Genomic DNA, 19,676 nt, shown 5'->3' on the forward strand with positions numbered 1-19,676 from the left:
CCCTTGCGAGGGGCTTCTTTGTTGGTGGATGGCGATATACTGGAATGGCTGCATGGATGGCAGCGCAAGACAGGGAGTTGTCATGGAGATACATGAAATACGGCCGGGCATGACCTGCCTGACCCGTGAAGGGACAGCCTATGTGCTGGAGGTGGACAGACAGAGTCTGCTGGTGCTCTTGCAACGGGAGGATGAGACCATCCCGGTACAGGTGCGCAGCGATGACATTCTGGGACCCATTGCCAGCGACTAGGGAAGAGAACGTGACGGAGGGCGATCACAGAGGCCCTCCCTTTGTTGCAAGAGCCCCTATCCCTTCGGGACGTGCCAGCCTCGTCAGAAGGGAACCAGAAAGAGCAGCTCGGCCAGGTCGGGCTGCCACTGCCACTCCCGCATCCTGACCCGCCCGCCAATCACGGGCACCCCCTCCTCCTGCAGCAGCCCCGCTTGCCTGTCAAAGCCTGCGGATCCTTTTGGCAGCGAAATGGTGCCTGCCGCCCCCAGCACCCGGTGCCAGGGCAGCACCTTGTCGGTCTCCCGCAAGACTTTTCCCACCAGTCGTGCCCGTCCGGGCAGGCCCGCGAGGTCCGCCACCTGGCCGTAGCTCACCACGCGGCCGGGGGGGATCAGGGCGAGGATCGCCTCGATGCGGGCCGTCTTGTCCAGAGGGGGCGCGTTCGTTCTCATGATGATGGCTCGTCAAAAACAGCAGAAGCGCCATTGTGGCGCTTCTGTCATGGGGCTTGCAATCTGTCAGCCGAAGGTCTGGCTCAGTCCCCTGAGCTCGCGGGCCCGCCTGAGCAGCTCTTGGCTGGAGTCGTCCACCGCCTGGATCTTCTGGCTGTTGGCGCGGGAGTATTCGGAGATCTGGTGGATGTTGCGGCTGATCTCCTCCACCACCACCTGCTGCTGCTCCGCGGCGGCGGCGATCTGGGTGGAGAATTCGGTCACCTGATCGATTTCCCCCAGCACCAGGTGCAGGTTGCCTGATCCCTGGCGGGTCATCTCGACGCATTCCCGGGTCTGGGCCAGGTTGTCCTGCATCATGCCCTGCCAGCGCTCCAGGGTGTGCTGGATCTGGCTGATGCTGCCCTGGATCTGCTCGGTCGCCTTGTGGGTACGGGTCGACAGGGTGCGCACCTCGTCCGCCACCACTGCAAAGCCGCGCCCCTGCTCGCCGGCACGGGCGGCCTCGATGGCGGCGTTGAGGGCCAGCAGGTTGGTCTGCTCGGCGATGCCCTGGATTTCACCCATCACGCTGCCAATGCGCTCCGACTCGCTGGCGAGCTCCACCGCGGAGTGGAAGGCCTGCTCCGCCTGGCTGGCCAGCCTGGTCATCTGCTGCTGGGTCTGATCCAGCTGTTCCACCGTGCTCTGGCAACTGCTGCGTGCCTCGGTCACCTGGCCGTTGGTGTCCTGGATGTTGCGGGCGATTTCGTGGGCGGTGCTGGCCATCTGGGTCATGGCGGCCGCCATCTGCTGGGTCTGGGCATCCTGCTCGTTGATGTCGAGGAAGGCGCGGTGTGAGGAGTCTTGCAGATCGGTTGCCAGGGCCTGAAGCGGATGGGTGGCATCGTCGACCCGCCCCAGCACGGTGCGGATCCGGGCCTGCAGCATCTTCAGGTGAAAATCGGCGATGGCACCCGGGGCATCCCCCGAATAGACCAGCCGGGTCAGGCTGTCATATTGCTGACCGAGCTGCCTGAGATAGCGGGGCAAGGCGATGAGCTCGCGCCAATAGGCGCCCGCAATGGCGAGGGGGGGAAGCAGCATCAGCAGCGCGGTGAGGGGGCCCTGGGTGAGGGCGGCCCAGACCAGCAGCGCCAGCAGCGGCAGGCCGAGCATCAGCGGCCTGAAACGGCGCAGCGAGGGCTGGGCCGGGGTGCCCCGTTGCTCGGCCGAAAGCAGGGCCCGATAGGCCTGGGCGGCAGCCTGCTTGAGCTGGGGGTCGGGCTTGCAGCGCACCGACTGGTAGCCGCTTATCTTGCCGTGCTCGTAGATGGGGGTGACGTAGGCGTCGACCCAGTAATAGCGGCCATCCTTGCAGCGGTTTTTCACCACTCCCCGCCAGGGGTTGCCCTCCTTGAGGCGATCCCAGAGGTCGGCGAAGGCGGCCTTGGGCATGTCGGGGTGGCGAACCAGGTTGTGGTTGTGGCCGACCAGTTCATCGACCTGGTAACCGGCGATGCGGCAGAAGGCGGGGTTGGCGTAGGTAATGACGCCGCGCAGATCCGTGGTGGAAACGAGTTGCACGTCGGCGGGAAATTCCACTTCACTGTCCACGACCTGGGCGTGTTTGCGGGCCATAAGGGTAAGCTCCGATCTGTTTGCTGATTGTTATTGTGGCGGAACCGCAGGGAGGTGCATCCCCTGTCTGGTTTCATCGGGGGCCTTATTTTGCCAACAAAGGCAGATGAAAAGTAGGGGCTAGGTTGGGTTTTTGTTGTCGATGGGTAAAAAAACGGCGACCAAAAGGTCGCCGAAAAGAAAAAGATAACACTACCTCTGTGGCACCCGGTAACGCACTTGCAACTGGTCGAGGATGTGCAGCTGGCCGGGCAGACGGGCGACAAAGTGCTCCCACACCTTGCGGGCGGGAGTGCTCCAGGCCACCTCTGCCGTGGCCAGCATGCGCGGGAACAACATGTAGTCGAGACGATCGCGAGAGGTGATCAGTTCCGACCACAAGGGGCTCAGCACCCCCAGGATGTTATCGTTGGCATGGAAATCGGCCGGGGCAGGATCGCATGCATGCACCTGCGCCAGGTTGAGGGTACCCGCCCAGTAGAGTCCCGGCTCGTGGATGTCCTGACTCCAGGCGAGATCCAGATAGAGGTGCTGGGCAGGCGCCATCACCACGGGGTAACCGGATGCGGCGGCATCCAGGCCGGCCTGGAAGCTGGTCCAGGCGAAGACGGTGGCCTCCCGGCTCACCTTGTCACCGTGAAGTATCTCCTCCCACCCCAGCATCTGCTTGCCCTTGCCAGCCAGGTAGTGCTGGCAGTGGCGCAGCAGGTGGCCCTGCAGCTCGCGGCAATCCTGATACCCCTGCTCGGCCATCAGCTGCTGGCAGGCGGGACTGTCGGTCCAGACGCTGGTGGGCACTTCGTCCCCCCCCATGTGAACCTGACTCCCTGGGAAGAGATCGCACACCTCGTCCATCACGGCGTCCAGGAACCGGTAGGTGCCGGGCAGGGCTGGGTTAAGCACGTTGTCGTCGAAATATTGCACCGAGAGGTAGCGGGAGCGGTCTGCCTCTTCCACCAGCATCTCGGGCAGCGCCTTGATGGCGGCGTGACAGTGCCCCGGGATGTCTATTTCCGGAATGATGGTGATGCCAAGCCCGGCGGCGTAGGCGACCAGCTCGCGCACCTCGCTCTGGGTGTAGTAACCGCCGTAGGGATCGGGGCCGCCGCTCAGCTGGGGCCCCACCGCCAGGCCATGGCCGCGCCAGGCTCCCACTGCGGTCAGCTGGGGGAAGGCCTTGATCTCCAGGCGCCACCCCTCGTCATCGGTGAGGTGCCAGTGGAAGCGGTTGAACTTGTAGAGGCTCATCTGCTTGAGCAGGCGCTTGAGGGTGGCGATGGAGTGGAAGTGGCGGGCACAGTCGAGGAAGATGCCGCGAAAACCGAAGCGCGGTGCATCCCGCACCGTCAGGCAGGGCAGGCTCTCTCCGTGTTGGAGTGCCCACTGGGCCAGGCTCACCAGCCCGTGGCGCCAGCCCGCCTCGCCGGCGGCCCGGATGACGATCTCCTCAGGGGTGATGGTGAGCTCATACCCCTCGGGGGGAAGTGTCGCCTCGACGAGGTGGATCTCCGCATCGTGATCCTGGGTCAGGGCCAGGCCTGTCAGCTCGTTGAAATGGGCGAGCAGGGAGGCGAGGGGAACGGGGCCGTCGACGTGGGCCCGCTCGGCCAGCCGGAAGTTGCCTTCTGTATAAATCAGGTGGGCGGGCTGGGGCACGAGGCCGTTGACGGCCTCCACCGGTGGCAGGTCGGGTCCCGGGGAGGGCGGGTTGGTCAGGCCAAGGTCTTCCCCCTCCAGCACCAGGGGTTGCAGCTGTCCCTTGCTCTCCAGGCTCAGGAAGAAACCCTTGGGCATATCGGAGTCATGCTTGAGCGGGGTGTTGCGACAACAGAAGCGCAGCTCGCTCACCCCCTCATGGGGCACCATGACCTTGTAACTGCCGCTCTGGCGCTCCAGGGAGCCCCCTTCGATCGAGTGCGGATCGATCTGGCGGGCGAGGCAGAAGTGGAGTTTCCAGGGGGCTGCTGGCAGTTGGCTCAGGGTGAAGCGAAACCAGACATCGTCACCGTCACGGTGATCGACCCGGGTGTGGATCAGGGGTGCGGACATGGGAATTCCTCTGATGGGGTGAAGGAAACGGGAGCCTGTCCCGTAGGTGTTGTCGGCCCGGCAAGGCTCAGGGATGCAGACATGGCAGCGCCTCCGTCCTGGCAAACAGGATGGCCCCCTCCAGCGCGTCGCGCTTGGGGGCGACCAGATGGAAGTGGCCCAGACGGGGGGCGAGGCGCGTGCCGATGCCGCCCAGCAGGGCGATCCGGTCTGCCCCGAGCTGGGTCATGCCCTCCAGCAGCATGCCGAGCTGGGCACAGGTCTCATCCAGCAGGGCGGTGGCGAGCTCGTCCCCGTCGCTCGCGGCATCGAATACCCAGGGGGCGAAACGGCCATAGTCGGCCGGGATGGCGCGCGCAGCCCAGCGCACCACCTCGGCCTGATCCCGCTTGAAGTGATCCATCAGGCGCACCGCCAGGGTGCTGGGGGGCAGGATGCCGTCGTGGCAGAGCAGGGATTGCTGGATGGCGCGCAGCCCGAGCCAGGCGCCGCTGCCGAGATCCGAGACGGGGAATCCGCGACCCGAGCAGGTGTGAAGGCGTCCCTCCCGGTAGATGAGCCCCGCCGAGCCGGTGCCCGCGATCAGGATGGCCCCCTCCTGGCCGTCGAAGGCGCCGAGGCAGGCACCAAAGGCATCGGAGGTGAGCTTCACCCGCGCAAACGGGAAGGGCATGGTCAGCATGGCGTGGTAGCAGTCGGCGAGCTCGGCGGAGGCGAGTGCGAGCCCGACTCCCATCCGCTGTTCGCTCTCCCTGGGCAGACCCGCGTCGATGCGGGCCTGATCGATGGCAGCCAGCACATGGCCGTGGGCGAGGGCGATGCCCAGCTCCAGGTTGGAGCCGGCGGCGCGCCCCTCGCCGAGCAGCTTGCCTGCGTTGTTGCGAATGCGGGCCCGGGTGTGGGTGCCGCCGCCGTCCACCCCGACCCAGAATTCAATCATGGGAGCCTCCCTGCACACTCTGCCAGGTGATGGCCAGGGTAAACCTGGCTGGCGGTATGGAGGATCCAGGGCTCTCCCCGGTGCCAGTGATGTGTGAACCGCTCTCAATCATGGTGGCCTCCTTGTGCGCTCTGCCAGGTGATGGCCAGGGCGAACCAGGCGGCGTGCGGGATCCATTGCTCCCCCCAGCGCCAGTTCTGATCCAGCCGATCCTTGTACGCCTCTGGAATAAAGGCCACGTCATTTTCGTCATTGAAGCCGGCGGTGATGCCGTTGCAGATCCCCCCCTGTGCATTGGGGTAGCCGGCGGTGTATTCCGGGTTGTTGATGCCCTGACCCGCCAGCATGCAGGTATTGAAGGGGTTTCTCCCCAGGATCCAGTCGAGCTGCTGCTGGCCGAAGGTGCAGAGCAGTGCGCTCTGCCCGGGCAGGTGCTGTGCGGCAGCAAACGCCATGGTGGCGAGCGATGCCAGCCGGGCGTTCTCCCCCTGCCACCAGTAACCCGACTCGTTGTGATGGGGCATAAAGAAGCTGACCCGGGGCGCCTCATCGACCCCTTTCACATACTGGCGGGCGAGGGCGAAGGGATTGCCTGCCCGGGCCGCGAGAGCCAGCTCGGCGGCCAGGGCCTGCTCGGCGACGGTCCGGGCCGCCCACTGGCGCGCCGGATCCGGCTCGATGGCGAGATACTCCAGCAGCGCCAGCACCGGCAGGCCGGCCTCGGCGGCGTGGTAGTAGGGGCGAGAGCCATCGTCGTTGGCGGCCCAATGGTGGCCGAGATCGGGATGGGCGCGCTGGCGGGCGCACAGCCGGCCGGCCCGATCCCGCGCCTCGGCGAGCCACTCGGCGCCCAGCGTTCTGGTGAGCTCGACCGCCGCCAGCAGGGCGCAATAGTCGTCGATGATGTTCTCGACCCCGTCATCCAGGTAGGCGAGGTTGTGCTCGCGCAGGTGCAGGTAGCCGCGTCTGGCCGCCTCGGCGTACTGGCTTGTGTCAAGGTCGCCGCCACTCGGTTCCCGGGCGGCGCGGGCCAGGGCGGCGATGGCCATGCCGCCCCCCTGGCGAAAACCCGCCTGCCAGCGGGCGGACTTGATCCCCTGCTGGGTCGCATAGGCGCACAGCTCCCGCTGCTCGGGATCCTTGCTCCACTTGTCGAACAGGGTCATGTAGAAGAAGCCGCGCTCGTCCTGCATTCGGCAGAGAAAATCCGCCCCGTGCAGCCCCTCGTCATTGAGCCGTTTACACAGGTTCATCCCGTCGATGTCGCGACGTGTCGCCAGGAGTTCCCGGCACTTGAGCAGGGACCAGACCACCATGGGGGTCTGCTGGGGATTGAGGTAGTTGGCGTAGGAGAGGTGACTCAGGTACTTGCTCATGTCGCCGCTGGCGTCGAACCAGCCGCCATGTACGTCCCGGCGCTGATCGGTGCCAAAGAGGCGTGCCCTGCGGTCCGCCCGGTCGAAGGTGCCGCTGGCGCGTTGCCCCTTGAAGTAGTGGATGACATCGGAGAGGCAGCGGCGCGCCAGCAGCCCCCGGTCGATGGCAAAGGAGGGGGAGCGCACCAGACGCTCCTGCGCTTCCGTGGTCACGACGGCCTCCAGCCGGTAGTGGCCGGGCTCGGTGAAGGCGGAGAAATCGGCCCGCCAGTAGTGGCGCCCCTGCCAGCCGGGGACGCTCCCCGCCGCCACCAGCGGCGTCTCCAGCAGGAGGTGGTCGTCCTCCTGGCGCAGCAACCTGACGTGGCCGCGGATATCGAGGTCGGCGCCGCACTGCAGCAGGGCGCTCTTCTCCCCGTCACATTCGTAACCCACCTGGTTGATCAAAAGTTCCATCAAGGTCTTACTCCGAAGGCTCGCCCCTGGCGGGCGAGGCTCATTGCGGGGCCTTGCGGCCCCGACGCGAGGCATGACCGGGCGACGGCGCCCGGCCGCGGGCCTGCTTACCCTTGTTCGTGGAGGTAGCAGCGCACGAAGTGGTTGTCGGCGAGCCGGGTCACCGGGGGCAGGCTCTCCTTGCAGCGGGGCATGGCCTGATGGCAGCGCCCGGCAAAGGGACAGCCACGGGATTCCGGGGTCCAGAGCGGGATCTCCCCCTTGCGGCCTCCCTCCAGCTCGGCGTGGATGCTCTTCTCGGGATCCGGCACCGCCGAGATGAGCAACTGGGTGTAGGGGTGCTGGGGGTGGTGCAGGATCTCGTCCACCTCTCCCCACTCCACCATGTGACCCACGTACATCACCGCCAGATCTTCCGCCACGTAGCGGGCGGTGGCGATGTCGTGGGTGATGTAGAGCATGGAGACGCCGAGCTCGTTCTTCATCTGCTCCATCAGGTTGAGGATGCCGATGCGAATGGAGACGTCGAGCATGGAGGTGGGCTCGTCCGCCAGCACCACTTCCGCCTCCACCGCCAGGTTGCGGGCGATGTTGACCCGCTGGCGCTGGCCGCCGGAGAGCTGGTGCGGGTACTTGGCCGCGGTCGCCTTGGCGGGGGTCAGCCCCACCTTTTCAAGGAGGCCATAGACCATGTCGGGCAGATCCCGCTTGTCACTCACCTTGCTGTGCAGCAGCAGGGGGCGGGCGATGTGGTGGTATATGGTGTGGGTCGGATTCAGTGAACCGAACGGATCCTGCCACACCATCTGCACGCTCTGGCGATAGTCCAGCAGGGCGGTGCCCTTATTGAACTCCTCGAGGTCGCGGCCACGGTAGAGGATGCGGCCGTTGGAGAGCTTGTACATCTTGGCGATGATCTTGGCGATGGTGCTCTTGCCGGAGCCGGATTCCCCCACCACTGCCAGGGCGCGGCCCCGGTGCAGGTTGAAGGTGATGTCGGACAGCGCCCGCATCTTGCCGCTCTTGATGGCGTTGGAGTTGACGGCGAAGTCCTTGTAGAGGTGCTGGACCTCGATGATGGGCGCGTCGGTTTGGGCGATTTGCATGACAGACATCCTTAACAGCCAGCGGCCTTGTCCAGATGGATCGGAAGATCCGGTTGTTCCTCTGCTGCCTCATGAAGGTGGCAGGCAGCCTGTTGGCCGGGCCGGATCTCGGCCAGCCGGGTGTATTCCTGGCGGCAGCGCGCGTGCACCTTGGCGCAGCGTGCCTGGAAGCGGCAGCCGACCGGCACCTCCAGCAGGTTGAGGGGGCTGCCAGGGATCCCCTCCAGCACGGTCTTGGGCCCGTGCAGGGGGGGGAAGGAGTTGCCAAGGCCCCGGGTGTAGGGGTGCAGGGGCGCGGTCAGGATCGCCTTGGCCGGCGCCACCTCCACCAGTTCCCCCGCGTACATGATGCCGATGCGATCGCAGAACTCGACCATGAGCGAGAGGTCGTGAGTGATGAAGAGGATGGAGAAGTTGAACTTCGCCTTGAGCGCATAGACCTTCTGCAAAATCTCCCGCTGCACCACCACGTCGAGCGCCGTGGTGGGCTCGTCCATGATCAAGAGCTCGGGGTTGAGGGCCATGGCGATGGCGATCACCAGCCGTTGGCGCATGCCGCCGGAGAACTGGTGCGGGTAGTCCTTGAGCCGGCTCGGGTGGATGTCGACGATCTCCAGCAGCTCCTGGGCGCGCTTGATCGCCTCATAGCGGGTCATGCCGGGGTTGTGGGCCAAGAGCACGTCGCAGAACTGCTCCTCCATGCGCAGCACGGGGTTGAGCGCATTCATGGCGGACTGGAACACCACGCTCGCCTGGCGCCAGCGGTAGCTGCGCAACCGCTCGTCGTCGAAGCCGAGGATGTTCTCTCCCTTGAACAGGATCTCGCCGCCGCTGATGTAGGCGGGCGGCTTGTGCAGCCTAGCTACCGAGAAGGCGACCGTGGACTTGCCGCAGCCGGACTCGCCGGCGAGGCCGAACACCTCACCCGGCATGATGTCAAAACTGACCGAATTGACGGCGCGCACGTCGCCGCTCTCGGTGATGTAGTCGACGCAGAGCTGGCGCACCGACAGCAGGGGTTGTTGCTGGGTCATGCTGTCTTCTCCTGAGCAGTGATGGGAGTGGCAAGCTGCTTCCAGCGGCGCAGGCCCTTGTGGGAACGAAGCTGCGGGTTGGCGATCTCGTCGATGGCGAAGTTGAGCATGGCGAGACCCGCCCCCAGGGTGGCGATGGCGAAGCAGGGGGCCAGGATCTCCCACCAGGCGCCCACCAGGATGGCGCTCGAGGTCTGGGCGTTGTAGAGCATGATGCCCCAGCTCACGACGGTCGGGTCGCCGAGCCCCAGGAACTCCAGGGTCGCCTCGGTGACGATGGCGTAGATGATGGATCCGATGAAGCTCACCCCGATGATGGAGATGAGGTTCGGCAGTATCTCCACCAGGATGATGCGCCAGGCCGGTTCACCCAGCACCTCGGCGGCGATGACGAACTCCTTCTCCCGCAGGGCCAGGGTCTGGGCGCGGATGACCCGGGCGCCATAGGCCCAGGAGGTCAACCCTATGATGAGGGCGATCACCATGGGGGAGGCCTCTCCGATGAAGCTTGCCAGCACCAGCAACAGGGGGAGGTTCGGGATCACCAGCACCACGTTCATCAGGAAGGTGAGGCACTCGTCCACCACGCCGCCGAAGTAGCCGGCGGTGATGCCCACCGTGATGGCCAGGGCGCACACCAGCAGGCCTGCCCCGAAGCCCACCATCAGGGAGATGCGGGCGCCGTTGGTGAACTGGGCCCAGAGATCGTGGCCCATGCGGTTGGAACCCATCACCAGCTCCACGCTGGGGGGCTGGTGGGGGCGGGCGACCCGCTTGGTGGGTTCGTTGCTGGCGAGCAGCGGGGCGAACAGGGCCATCAGCACGAAGGTGACCACGATGGCGAGGCCGAAGGCGGCCTTCTTGTTGCCCAGCAGGATTTTCAAGATAGTCGGCATACGCATCTTATTTGCCTCCTGTACGCAGACGGGGATCCAGGAAGACGTAGAGCACGTCCGCCAGGAAATTGAAGCTGAGCATGGTGATGGTCATGATGAGCAGTTGCCCCTGGATGAGGGGGTAGTCACGGGCCAGGATGCCCTGATAGAGGGTCAGTCCCAGGCCGGGGTAGTTGAAGATCACCTCGGTGATGAGGGATCCGCCGATGACGAAACCGAGCGCCATGGAGAGGGCGGTGACGCTGGGCAGCACGGCGTTGCGCGCGCCGTAGTTGAAGATCACCCGGTTGCTGGAGAGCCCCTTGGCCTTGGCCATGGTGATGTAGTCCTCGCCCAGGAGGTTGATCATGTTGTTGCGCATGGTGATGAGAAAGCCCCCTACCTGCACCGCGGCCAGGGTGCCCACCGGCATGATGGCGTGCAGCAGGATGCTCTTGATGTGTTCCCAGCCAAAATCGGCGGGGATCTCGGGGCTGTAGGCGTAGCCGATGGGCAGCCAGCCGAGGCTCACGCCGAACAGGAAGAGGGCGAGCAGGGAGACCACCACGGGGGGGATGGCCTGCATCACCAGGGTGAGCGGGGAGAGGATGCTGTCCATGCGTCCGCCCCGGTACCAGGCGGCGAAGATGCCGACGATGGAGCCGATGGAGAAGCTCAGAATGGTGGAGGTGCCCACCAGGAACAGGGTCCAGCCGATGGCGCGGCCGAGGACGTCGGCAACCGGTTGGGGGTAGTAGCGCACCGAGGTGCCGAGATCCCAGGTGAAGACGCTCTTCACATAGGTGAGAAACTGGGTGCCGATGGGGCCGTCCACGAAACCGAAGGTGGCTTTGAGGGCTTCCAGCGCGGCGGGTTCCATCATGGCGCCGGCCCGGGCAAACATGACGGAGACGGGGTCCCCCGGCATGGCTCTGGGTAGCAGGAAGTTGATGGTGGCGGCCACCAGGAAGGCGACCAGATAGAAGGAGAAGCGTCTAAGTATAAATCCCATGGTGATACCTTTTACTGCAAGCCTGCCCCGCGCCGGGCAAAGCTCCCCCAACCCCGGCAGGTGCGGGGGATGGAAGACATGGCGGGGAAGAGGGCCCCCCGCAGGGGGCCGGGGTGATTAGCTGTTTGGCTTGAGTGACAGCACGTGCAGCAGACGCTCCGGAGTGTCCGGGTGTACCTGCGGCTTGGCGACCGGGTTGTCGGCACTGAACCAGCCATTGAAGCGCTTGGTGCTGTATTCGTACCAGGTCGGGTTGTTGAACACCGGGATGATGGTCTGGTTGGCCCCGACACGCTCCTGGATGGCGAACATGATCTCCTTCTGCTTGGCCGCATCGGCGGTCTGGGTGAAGTCGTCGATCAGCTTGTCGAGCTCGGGATCCTTGTAGCGGGGCGCCGCGAAGCGGTTGCCGCGCTCACCCATGTTGCGGGAGTGGAAGGCGGTCTCGAAGTACTTGTGCGGGTTGGCACCGGCAAAGTAACCCTGCAGGGCGACGTCGAAGTCACCGGTGATCAGGGACTCGGTCCAGACGGTGGCTTCCGGGGTGGCGGTCTTGGCGTTCAGGCCCAGGGCCTGCAGGCCTTCGACCCCGATCTGGACGGTGTTGACCCAGTCGGTCCAGCCGTTCGGTACCAGCACCTTGAACTCGATCTTCTTGCAGCTCGGGGTGTCGAGGAACTTATCGCCGTCACAGTCCTTGTAGCCCGCCTGTTTCAGCAGGGCCTTGGCCCCTTCCAGGTCGAACTTGTTGTACTTGCCGTACTTCTTCTCCACGTCCGGGTTGTCCCAGGAGGCGAATGCCTTGCCAAGCCCTGACGGGTACTCGTTGACGGTGGGGTAGCCGTAGCCTGCGATGTCCACCATGGACTGGCGGTCCATGGCCATGGAGAAGGCGCGGCGGAAGTTGATGTCGTTGAAGGCTTCGTGGTTGCCCGGGTTCTTGCTCTGGAAGTTGACGTTGAACGCCACTGTGCCGGAGGCGGGGAACCAGTACTTGTTGTTCTTGGGATCGTTGCCGACGTAGAGGCGCTCGATGTCCGGCACGAAGGAGCCGAACCAGTCCACGTCACCCTTCATCACGGCGGCCAGAACCTGGTCGTTGGTGGCCATCTGCGGCATGCGCAGGCAGTCGATGGAGAGGTTGGCGTTGTCCCAGTAGTGCGGGTTGCGGCACTGGGTGTAGAGCTGGGCGGAGAAGTTGTCCACTTCGGTGAAGGGACCGGTCCCGACCGGCTTGTCGTTGGTGAAGGCCACCGGGTCTTTCACCGACTTCCACTGATGCTCCGGCACGATGGGCACCAGCACCAGGTCGTTCACCACGTTGGTGTTGATCTCGGCCAGGTCGAATTTGACCTTGTGGTCACCCAGCTTCTCGACACCCTTGATCTGGGTCCAGATAGAGCGCTCGTCCAGCGCCTTGTTGGCCTTGACCAGGTTGAAGGAGAAGAGGATGTCGTCGGCGGTGAAGGCTTCACCATCGGACCACTTGACCCCTTCGCGCAGGTCGAAGGTGACGGATTTCAGATCATCGCTGAAGGCGTAGTGGGTAGCCAGACGATAGACGGGTTTGCCACCCTGCATATCGTTGAAGATCACTAGCGGCTCATAGATGAAGTGACGGGTGGTGTGGAGCAGACCCGCTTGCAGGAAGGGGTTGAAGTTCTTGACCCATGCGGTTTCCTGCTGGGCAACCAGGGTCAGCACCGTCTTGTTGTCGGCGGCCATGGCTGTGCCGGTGGCACCGGCGAGCAGAGTTCCCAGCATGACTGAGGTTGCGATTTTGGATACTTTGGCAAGCATATTTTTTCCTTTCTTATTGGTCTTCCATGGTTTTGGAATGGAGCACCGACATCGCATGCTTGGATACCGGCCCTCGCTGTTGGTCAGGTTTTGCACCCTTGTAGTTGTGTCGTCCAACGCCCTTAGAAAAGCAGAATTAACAGGAAAACAACAACTCTTCATTTCGTCGATATCGTAAAAATTGCACGGCGCACGTCATTATCGTCAAAATGCATTTTAAATCCTTTTAAATTATAAAGTTGCATTAATTCTCACAAAGTAAAAAGTCACCTTGCCACTCCCTGTGACAACGATAATGTGAGCTGGATCGTGCTCGTTTTTTCCCCGTTGACGCGGCTTATTTTTGCGCAGGAAACAAGCGGCTCATGTGGGCGGAGAGAAGTGTGCGCTGGTTCACGGGCACGTGCGAAAAGAGCAAGGAGAGGGAGACCGGTGACGAGGGGCGGCACAGGGGATGACAGGGGGGCATGCAAGAGCCTGACGGGCGGCGGACATTAAAAAAGCCAGTCGGTGAGACCGACTGGCTTTGAGGGGGAGTGGCGTGATTAATCCACCAGGCTGGCCCAGAGGTCGTACTCGTCCGCTTCGTCGATGCGGACCTTGACCATGTCGCCGGGCTTGAGGCCGGTTTCACCATTCAGGTAGACCAGGCCGTCGATCTCGGGGGCATCGGCGGCGGAGCGGCCGGTGGCACCTTCTTCGTCCACCTCGTCGATCAGCACCAGCATCTCTTTGCCCACTTTACGGGCCAGCTTGCGGATGGAGACCTGCTGTTGCAGTTCCATGAAGCGCTGGAAGCGCTCTTCCTGCACCTCGGCCGGCACCGGATCCGGCAGCTCGTTGGCCTTGGCACCCTCGACCGGGCTGTATTTGAAGCAGCCAACCCTGTCCAGTTCCGCCTTGTCGATGAAGTCCAGCAGCATCTGGAACTCTTCCTCGGTCTCGCCGGGGAAGCCGACGATGAAGGTGGAGCGCAGGGTGATCTCGGGGCAGATCTCGCGCCACTTCTGGATGCGCTCCAGGGTGCGCTCGACGGACCCGGGGCGCTTCATCAATTTGAGGATGCGCGGGCTGGCGTGCTGCAGCGGGATGTCGAGGTAGGGGAGGATCTTGCCGTCGCGCATCAGGGGAATGACGTCATCCACGTGCGGGTACGGGTAGACGTAGTGCAGGCGCACCCACATGCCGAGCTTGGCCAGCTCTTCGCACAGGGCCACCATGCTGGTCTTGACCGGCATGCCGTCGTAGAAGCCGGTGCGGTGCTTGACGTCCACGCCGTAGGCGGAGGTGTCCTGGGAGATCACCAGGATCTCCTTCACGCCAGCCTCTTTCAGGCGCTTGGCTTCGGCCAGCACTTCGCCGATGGGGCGGCTCACAAGATCCCCGCGCATGGAGGGGATGATGCAGAAGGTGCAGCGGTGGTTGCAGCCTTCGGAAATCTTGAGATAGGCGTAGTGGCGCGGGGTCAGCTTGACGCCCTGGGCCGGCACCAGGCTGGTGAAAGGGTTGTGGGTGGGTTTTTCCACGTATTTGTGGACGTGGCCCAGCACCTCTTCATAGGCGTGGGGACCGGTTATTTCGAGCACCTTGGGGTGGATCTCGCGGATCTGGTTCTCTTTGGCACCCAGGCAGCCGGTGACGATCACCTTGCCGTTCTCGGCCAGGGCTTCACCGATGGCTTCCAGGGACTCCTGCACCGCGCTGTCGATGAAGCCGCAGGTGTTGACCACCACCAGCTCCGCATCGTCATAGCTGGGCACCACGTCGTACCCTTCGGTACGCAGCTGGGTCAGGATGCGTTCGGAATCGACCAGGTTTTTGGGGCAACCCAAGGAGACGAATCCTACTTTGGGGGCCTGTTTTGTGTTGGACATCGCTCAATCACTCTTAGGTGGCTCTTATTCAAGGGCGCGGATTTTACCGGAATGGCTAACCAAAAACTATACAGCCGACACGTCGGAAGCGAACAATCTCTTTGCCCGGGGACGCGGGGTGGGGCGGGCGTGACATGACCACGGGCAGGGAGGGGGCCGTCGTCGGTGCGGGCGGGATCACGATCCCTGTGCGCCGTCACCATTTGGCAGGAGGGGCAAAACGGGTGTCACTATACTCCCAACAGGCCTATCAGAAGGATGTGCGGGATGGAGAGTTCATTTGGTGAGAAAGTGCAGAACGTGCACGCCACCCTCAGGCAGCGCTTTGACAAGTTGAGCCGGGTGGCGATCGCCATCTACGACCCGCAGACGGACCATCTCAAGACCTTTGCCCACAGCACGGACGGGGGCTCGCCGCTGTTGCAGTACGAGGTCAGGCTGAGCGAGGTGCCTTCCCTGCGCTACCTGGCCGAGCACCAGCAGCCCAGGGTGCTCGACACCCTGGATTCCCTGCTGGGCTCCCCCTCCGAGCACAGCCGCAAAGTGCTGGCGGCCGGTTACGCGTCGAGCTATACCGAGCCGCTGCTGCTCAACAGTCGCTTGTTCGGCTTTCTGTTTTGCGATGCCAAAGAGCCCGGTTACTTCGATGGCGCCATTTGCGGTGAGCTGGCGGCCTATGCCCAGATCCTGGCGGCCATCATCGCGGTGGAGTTCTTCTCCATCCAGACCCTGAACGGGGCCCTGACCACGGTGCGGGAGTTCAGCCGCTACCGGGACGAGGAGACCGCCAATCACCTGCACCGCATGTCGGCCTATTCGCGGCTCATCGCCCGGGAGGTGGCGGCCCATTACCCCTTGAGTGACGAGGAGGTGGAGTTCATTCACCTCTTCTCCGAGCTGCACGATATCGGCAAGATTGCGGTGCCCGACGCCATCCTGCTCAAGCCGGGCAAGCTCACGGCCGAGGAGTACGGGGTGATGAAGACCCACCCCTTCAAGGGGCGAGAGATGATCGCCCTGATGATCCGCGAGTTCGGCCTCGACGGCATCCATCACACCGACATGCTGAAGAACATCATCGCCTACCACCACGAGCGTTTCGACGGTCAGGGTTACCCGGAAGGACTGGCGGGGGAGGCGATCCCCCTGGAAGCCCGCATCGTCGCGGTGGCGGATGTGTTTGACGCCCTTACCAGCGAGCGACCCTACAAGCAGGCCTGGCCCCTCGAAACGGCCTTCGAGTACCTCAAGACCCATGCCGGCAGCCAGTTCGACCCTGTTTGCGTCGCGGCGGCGCTGCAAAGCCGGGAGGCGTTTTGTGCCATCCATCGGCAATATCGGGATCCCGTGATCACCTGATTGCGCCCCCTCTCTCCTCCCCGGCTTCTCCCGGATTCCCCAGGCCCCGTCATCTGATGGCGGGGCCTGGGGCCCTCTCTTGTTTCATCGCCTTGAGGTGCATCCGGCGCCGGGGGTTGTTCTGCGGCATTGCGGCTTTGCGGCGGGGCAGGGCGCCGCGGTGGGCGGGGCGGCCAACGGGGGGATTGTCCGGGGTAAGGTCATAAGAGTGCCTTATAAAGAGAGGCCAGATATTAGCCGTATGACTGACATGAGGCCGCTGGCGGGCACGACATGGCCGGGGCGGCGCCTCTGGTGGCCCGTCCCGTCGCGATGTCGGCTCGGTGGTGACACTTTGATCATTTCAATAATTCTTGTATAGTTGAAATAAAGCATCCAAGGGGGGAGACCCATGAACAAAGAGATGGCCACCAAGGTCTTTGAATCGCTGGCATCCGGGATCCGGCTCGAGGTGTGGCGGCTGCTGGTCAAGGCCGGGCTGGAGGGGCGGGTCGCGGGGGAGCTGGCCGGCGAGCTCGACATCGCCCCCAATACCCTCTCGTTTCACCTCAAGGGGATGCTCAACGCCGGGTTGCTGTCGGTGGAGCAGGAGGGGCGTTTTCTGCGCTATCGCGCCAACATCCCCCTGATGCTGGGGGTGATCGCCTACCTCACCGAGGAGTGCTGCGCCGGTCATCCCGAGGCGTGTGGCCTGCTGCCCGCCGGGCCCGGCAGCGCTTCCCGCGCCGAGGCATCGTCGCCCTGCTGCGGCGAGTCGTAACGGGCCATGCCGGGCTGTCTATGCCCATGTGCCGTGCCATTCATCTATTCAACCTGGGGTGCGAGCGTGGATCGCACCGGGAGTCATCATGTCTGCAAGCTGTGAGGCCAAGGCAGCCCCTGCCATCGGCTTTTTTGAACGTTATCTGACCGCCTGGGTCGCCCTCTGCATCCTGGTGGGCATTGGTCTGGGGCAGGGGTTGCCGAGCCTCTTCAAGGCCATCGGCGCCATGGAGGTGGCCAGGGTCAACCTGCCGGTGGGGCTGCTTATCTGGGTGATGATCATCCCCATGCTGCTCAAGATCGATTTTGGCGCCCTGCACCAGGTGAAGGGGCACCTCAAGGGAATCGGGGTCACCCTCTTCATCAACTGGCTGGTCAAGCCCTTCTCCATGGTCTTCCTCGGCTGGCTCTTCATCCGCGTGCTGTTTGCCGACTGGCTGCCGGCGGATCAGCTGGACAGCTACGTGGCGGGCCTCATCCTGCTGGCGGCGGCCCCCTGCACCGCCATGGTGTTTGTCTGGAGTCGCCTCACCAACGGCGATCCCTACTTCACCCTGTCGCAGGTGGCGGTGAACGACCTCATCATGGTGTTTGCCTTTGCCCCGCTGGTGGCGCTGCTGCTCGGGGTCTCCAGCATAGTCGTGCCCTGGGATACCCTGCTCACCTCGGTGGTGCTCTACATCGTCATCCCCGTCATCCTCGCCCAGCTGCTGCGCAAGGCCTTGCTGAGAAAGGGGCAGGCCCATTTTGACGGCGTCATGACCCGCATCCAGCCCTGGTCGGTGGCTGCCCTGCTGCTCACCCTGGTGCTGCTGTTCGCCTTCCAGGGCAACGCCATCATCGAGCAGCCGCTGGTCATCGCCCTCCTGGCGGTGCCCATCCTGATCCAGGTGCTGTTCAACTCCGGGCTCGCCTACTGGCTCAACCGCAAGGTGGGGGAGAAGCACTCGGTGGCCTGCCCTTCCGCCCTGATCGGGGCCTCCAACTTCTTCGAGCTGGCGGTGGCCGCCGCCATCAGCCTGTTCGGCTTTCATTCGGGCGCGGCGCTCGCCACCGTGGTCGGGGTGCTCATCGAGGTGCCGGTCATGCTGCTGGTGGTGCGCGTGGTCAACGCCAGCAAACCCTGGTACGAGGCGGGGCCAAGTCGCTAACGGATGGCCACTAACCCATTTCTATTCACTTGAGTCATGAGAGACAGGCAAATGAGTGCAATCACCCTCTATCACAATCCAGAGTGCGGCACCTCCCGCAACACCCTCGCGCTGATTCGCAACAGCGGTGTGGAGCCCGCCATCATTCACTATCTGGAGACGCCCCCCTCCCGCGACGAGCTGGTGGCCCTGATCGCCGCCATGGGCATGCCGGTGCGCGATCTGCTGCGAAAGAACGTGCCCCCCTACGAGGCGCTGGGGCTGGCGGAAGCGCGTTTCAGCGACGATGAGCTGATCGACGCCATGCTGGCCCATCCCATCCTCATCAACCGGCCCATCGTGGTCACCCCCCTCGGCACCCGGCTGTGCCGCCCGTCGGAGGTGGTGCTCGATATCCTGCCCGACCCGCAGCAAGGGGCCTTTGCCAAGGAGGATGGCGAGCAGGTGGTGGATGGCCAGGGCAAATGGCTTCGTTGAGCCCCTGCGCGTCAGCGTCTGACCCGCGCCGGGGGGATGCCCTTAACGGGCAGGCGCCAGATCTGCTACTGTGACCTTCGACTCATCACAGAGGGTGGAAACAATGAAGATTCGATTCCTGGTGATAGCCACGGCACTGGCGCTGGCCTCAACCCCCGGTCTGGCCGACTGGGCAAAGCTGAAGGAGGCCGCCTCCGAACTCGGTACCGCGGTGAGCGATACCAGCAAGGAGGCGTGGAAGGGGATCACCGATTTCTCCAAGGAGACCTGGGAGTCGGTGTCCAGCTGGGGGGCCGAGGCCTACAACAAGGCGGGGGCCTGGACGGCAGAGAGCGCGGCCACCGGCAAGGAGTGGCTGACCGCCGCCGACAAGAAGCTCGACACCATGCTCGAGCCCAAGACCCCGGAGGAGGCGAGAACCGCCCTCGATACCATGGCCGATACCGCCCTGGTGCGGCTGTTCAACGAGCAGCCCTCGGCCAAGTTGCTGTTTGACAAGGCTTATGGCTATGCGGTGTTCGACTCGCGCAAGTTCTCCCTGATGATCCATACCAATCAGGGGGCCGGGGTGGCCGTCAATCGCACCAGTGGCAAGCACACCTACATGAAGATGTTCGGTGCCGGTCTCGCGGCCGGGATCGGCGGCAAGTTCTACCAGCAGGTGATCCTGTTCGAAGACAAGGCGAGGTTCGATGCCTTCGTCAGCAAGGGGTGGGAAGCTACCTCCGAGGTGGGCGCCGTGGCGGGCAAGGAGAGCGCCGAGCTCACCGCCAAATACAATGGCGGCATGGCCATCTATCAGATTGGCGAGAAGGGGCTGTTGCTGGACGCCAACATCTCGGGCTCCAAGTACTGGCTGGATGATGACCTGAACAAGTAACCCCTGCCAATCTGACCCGGTCTTTCATGGATGGCTAGAGATGCACCCTGTTTACTTGTCGGGGTTTGCAGTAAAAAGAGGGCCTTGGGCCTAATGCCGATCAGTTAAGGATCCATTGACCGATCCTCAGGCTGTGTAAGAATCCGAAACTCCTTGTTGGGTTTCGGATTTTTTTATGCGTATCGACCAAGCTCTCGACTTCATTCACGCCTGTCCTC

General features: G+C 63.8%; 17 protein-coding genes. 6 read left to right on the forward strand and 11 right to left on the reverse strand.

The genetic code is table 11. The features are described 5' to 3' along the window. Nucleotides 1-82: 82 nt before the first annotated feature. Nucleotides 83-253: a hypothetical protein gene (locus HKD46_RS13955; RefSeq protein ID WP_164882089.1), complete on the forward strand. Its 171-nt coding sequence runs from the start codon at nt 83-85 to the stop codon at nt 251-253. 83 nt (nt 254-336) lie between these two features. Here the strand turns inward: HKD46_RS13955 and HKD46_RS13960 are convergent, their stop codons facing one another. From HKD46_RS13960 to rimO, 11 genes are all read right to left on the reverse strand, one after another. Next, on the reverse strand, nt 337-687 hold the full coding sequence (locus HKD46_RS13960) for an MGMT family protein (RefSeq protein ID WP_048207207.1): 351 nt from the start codon (nt 685-687) through the stop codon (nt 337-339). Between the two features lie 66 nt (nt 688-753). After that, nucleotides 754-2,307 (reverse strand): PAS domain-containing methyl-accepting chemotaxis protein, encoded by a 1,554-nt coding sequence (locus HKD46_RS13965; RefSeq protein WP_114522587.1) that lies wholly within the window; start codon nt 2,305-2,307, stop codon nt 754-756. Between the two features lie 192 nt (nt 2,308-2,499). After that, entirely contained in the window at nt 2,500-4,356 is a 1,857-nt protein-coding gene (locus HKD46_RS13970; RefSeq protein WP_171865557.1) for a beta-N-acetylhexosaminidase, read from the reverse strand. 67 nt (nt 4,357-4,423) lie between these two features. Further along, nucleotides 4,424-5,296 (reverse strand): BadF/BadG/BcrA/BcrD ATPase family protein, encoded by an 873-nt coding sequence (locus tag HKD46_RS13975; RefSeq protein WP_171865558.1) that lies wholly within the window; start codon nt 5,294-5,296, stop codon nt 4,424-4,426. Between the two features lie 104 nt (nt 5,297-5,400). After that, nucleotides 5,401-7,128 carry a glycoside hydrolase family 9 protein gene (locus tag HKD46_RS13980; protein WP_171865559.1) on the reverse strand — a complete coding sequence of 576 codons (1,728 nt, stop codon included), beginning with the start codon at nt 7,126-7,128 and terminating at the stop codon, nt 5,401-5,403. Nucleotides 7,129-7,235: 107 nt separating this feature from the next. Next, nucleotides 7,236-8,234: an ABC transporter ATP-binding protein gene (locus HKD46_RS13985; protein ID WP_039040529.1), complete on the reverse strand. Its 999-nt coding sequence runs from the start codon at nt 8,232-8,234 to the stop codon at nt 7,236-7,238. An 11-nt stretch (nt 8,235-8,245) separates the two neighbouring features. Beyond that, on the reverse strand, nt 8,246-9,268 hold the full coding sequence (locus tag HKD46_RS13990; protein WP_049637259.1) for an ABC transporter ATP-binding protein: 1,023 nt from the start codon (nt 9,266-9,268) through the stop codon (nt 8,246-8,248). Next, nucleotides 9,265-10,170: an ABC transporter permease gene (locus HKD46_RS13995; RefSeq protein WP_010673904.1), complete on the reverse strand. Its 906-nt coding sequence runs from the start codon at nt 10,168-10,170 to the stop codon at nt 9,265-9,267. The genes HKD46_RS13990 and HKD46_RS13995 overlap by 4 nt, the downstream gene beginning before the upstream one ends. 1 nt (nt 10,171) lies before the next feature. Further along, the gene (locus tag HKD46_RS14000; RefSeq protein ID WP_010673905.1) at nt 10,172-11,155 is read right to left on the reverse strand and encodes an ABC transporter permease; all 984 of its coding nucleotides are present in this window, start codon (nt 11,153-11,155) and stop codon (nt 10,172-10,174) included. 117 nt (nt 11,156-11,272) lie between these two features. Beyond that, on the reverse strand, nt 11,273-12,955 hold the full coding sequence (locus tag HKD46_RS14005; RefSeq protein ID WP_043156495.1) for an ABC transporter substrate-binding protein: 1,683 nt from the start codon (nt 12,953-12,955) through the stop codon (nt 11,273-11,275). A gap of 545 nt (nt 12,956-13,500) precedes the next feature. After that, on the reverse strand, nt 13,501-14,829 hold the full coding sequence (gene rimO, locus HKD46_RS14010) for a 30S ribosomal protein S12 methylthiotransferase RimO (RefSeq protein WP_171865560.1): 1,329 nt from the start codon (nt 14,827-14,829) through the stop codon (nt 13,501-13,503). Between the two features lie 267 nt (nt 14,830-15,096). Here rimO and HKD46_RS14015 point away from each other — a divergent pair, with 267 nt between their 5' ends. From HKD46_RS14015 to HKD46_RS14035, 5 genes are all read left to right on the forward strand, one after another. Then, nucleotides 15,097-16,188: an HD domain-containing phosphohydrolase gene (locus HKD46_RS14015; protein WP_171865561.1), complete on the forward strand. Its 1,092-nt coding sequence runs from the start codon at nt 15,097-15,099 to the stop codon at nt 16,186-16,188. 391 nt (nt 16,189-16,579) lie between these two features. Continuing rightward, nucleotides 16,580-16,948: a helix-turn-helix transcriptional regulator gene (locus tag HKD46_RS14020; protein WP_151027467.1), complete on the forward strand. Its 369-nt coding sequence runs from the start codon at nt 16,580-16,582 to the stop codon at nt 16,946-16,948. A gap of 88 nt (nt 16,949-17,036) precedes the next feature. After that, on the forward strand, nt 17,037-18,101 hold the full coding sequence (gene arsB, locus HKD46_RS14025; protein ID WP_161469831.1) for an ACR3 family arsenite efflux transporter: 1,065 nt from the start codon (nt 17,037-17,039) through the stop codon (nt 18,099-18,101). Nucleotides 18,102-18,152: 51 nt separating this feature from the next. Further along, entirely contained in the window at nt 18,153-18,578 is a 426-nt protein-coding gene (gene arsC / locus HKD46_RS14030; RefSeq protein ID WP_161469830.1) for a glutaredoxin-dependent arsenate reductase, read from the forward strand. Between the two features lie 103 nt (nt 18,579-18,681). Beyond that, nucleotides 18,682-19,458 (forward strand): lipoprotein, encoded by a 777-nt coding sequence (locus tag HKD46_RS14035; protein ID WP_041212621.1) that lies wholly within the window; start codon nt 18,682-18,684, stop codon nt 19,456-19,458. Nucleotides 19,459-19,676 lie beyond the last annotated feature (218 nt).

Source organism: Aeromonas sp. TW 6, assembly GCF_013168745.1.
In the GTDB taxonomy this organism is placed as follows: domain Bacteria; phylum Pseudomonadota; class Gammaproteobacteria; order Enterobacterales; family Aeromonadaceae; genus Aeromonas; species Aeromonas caviae.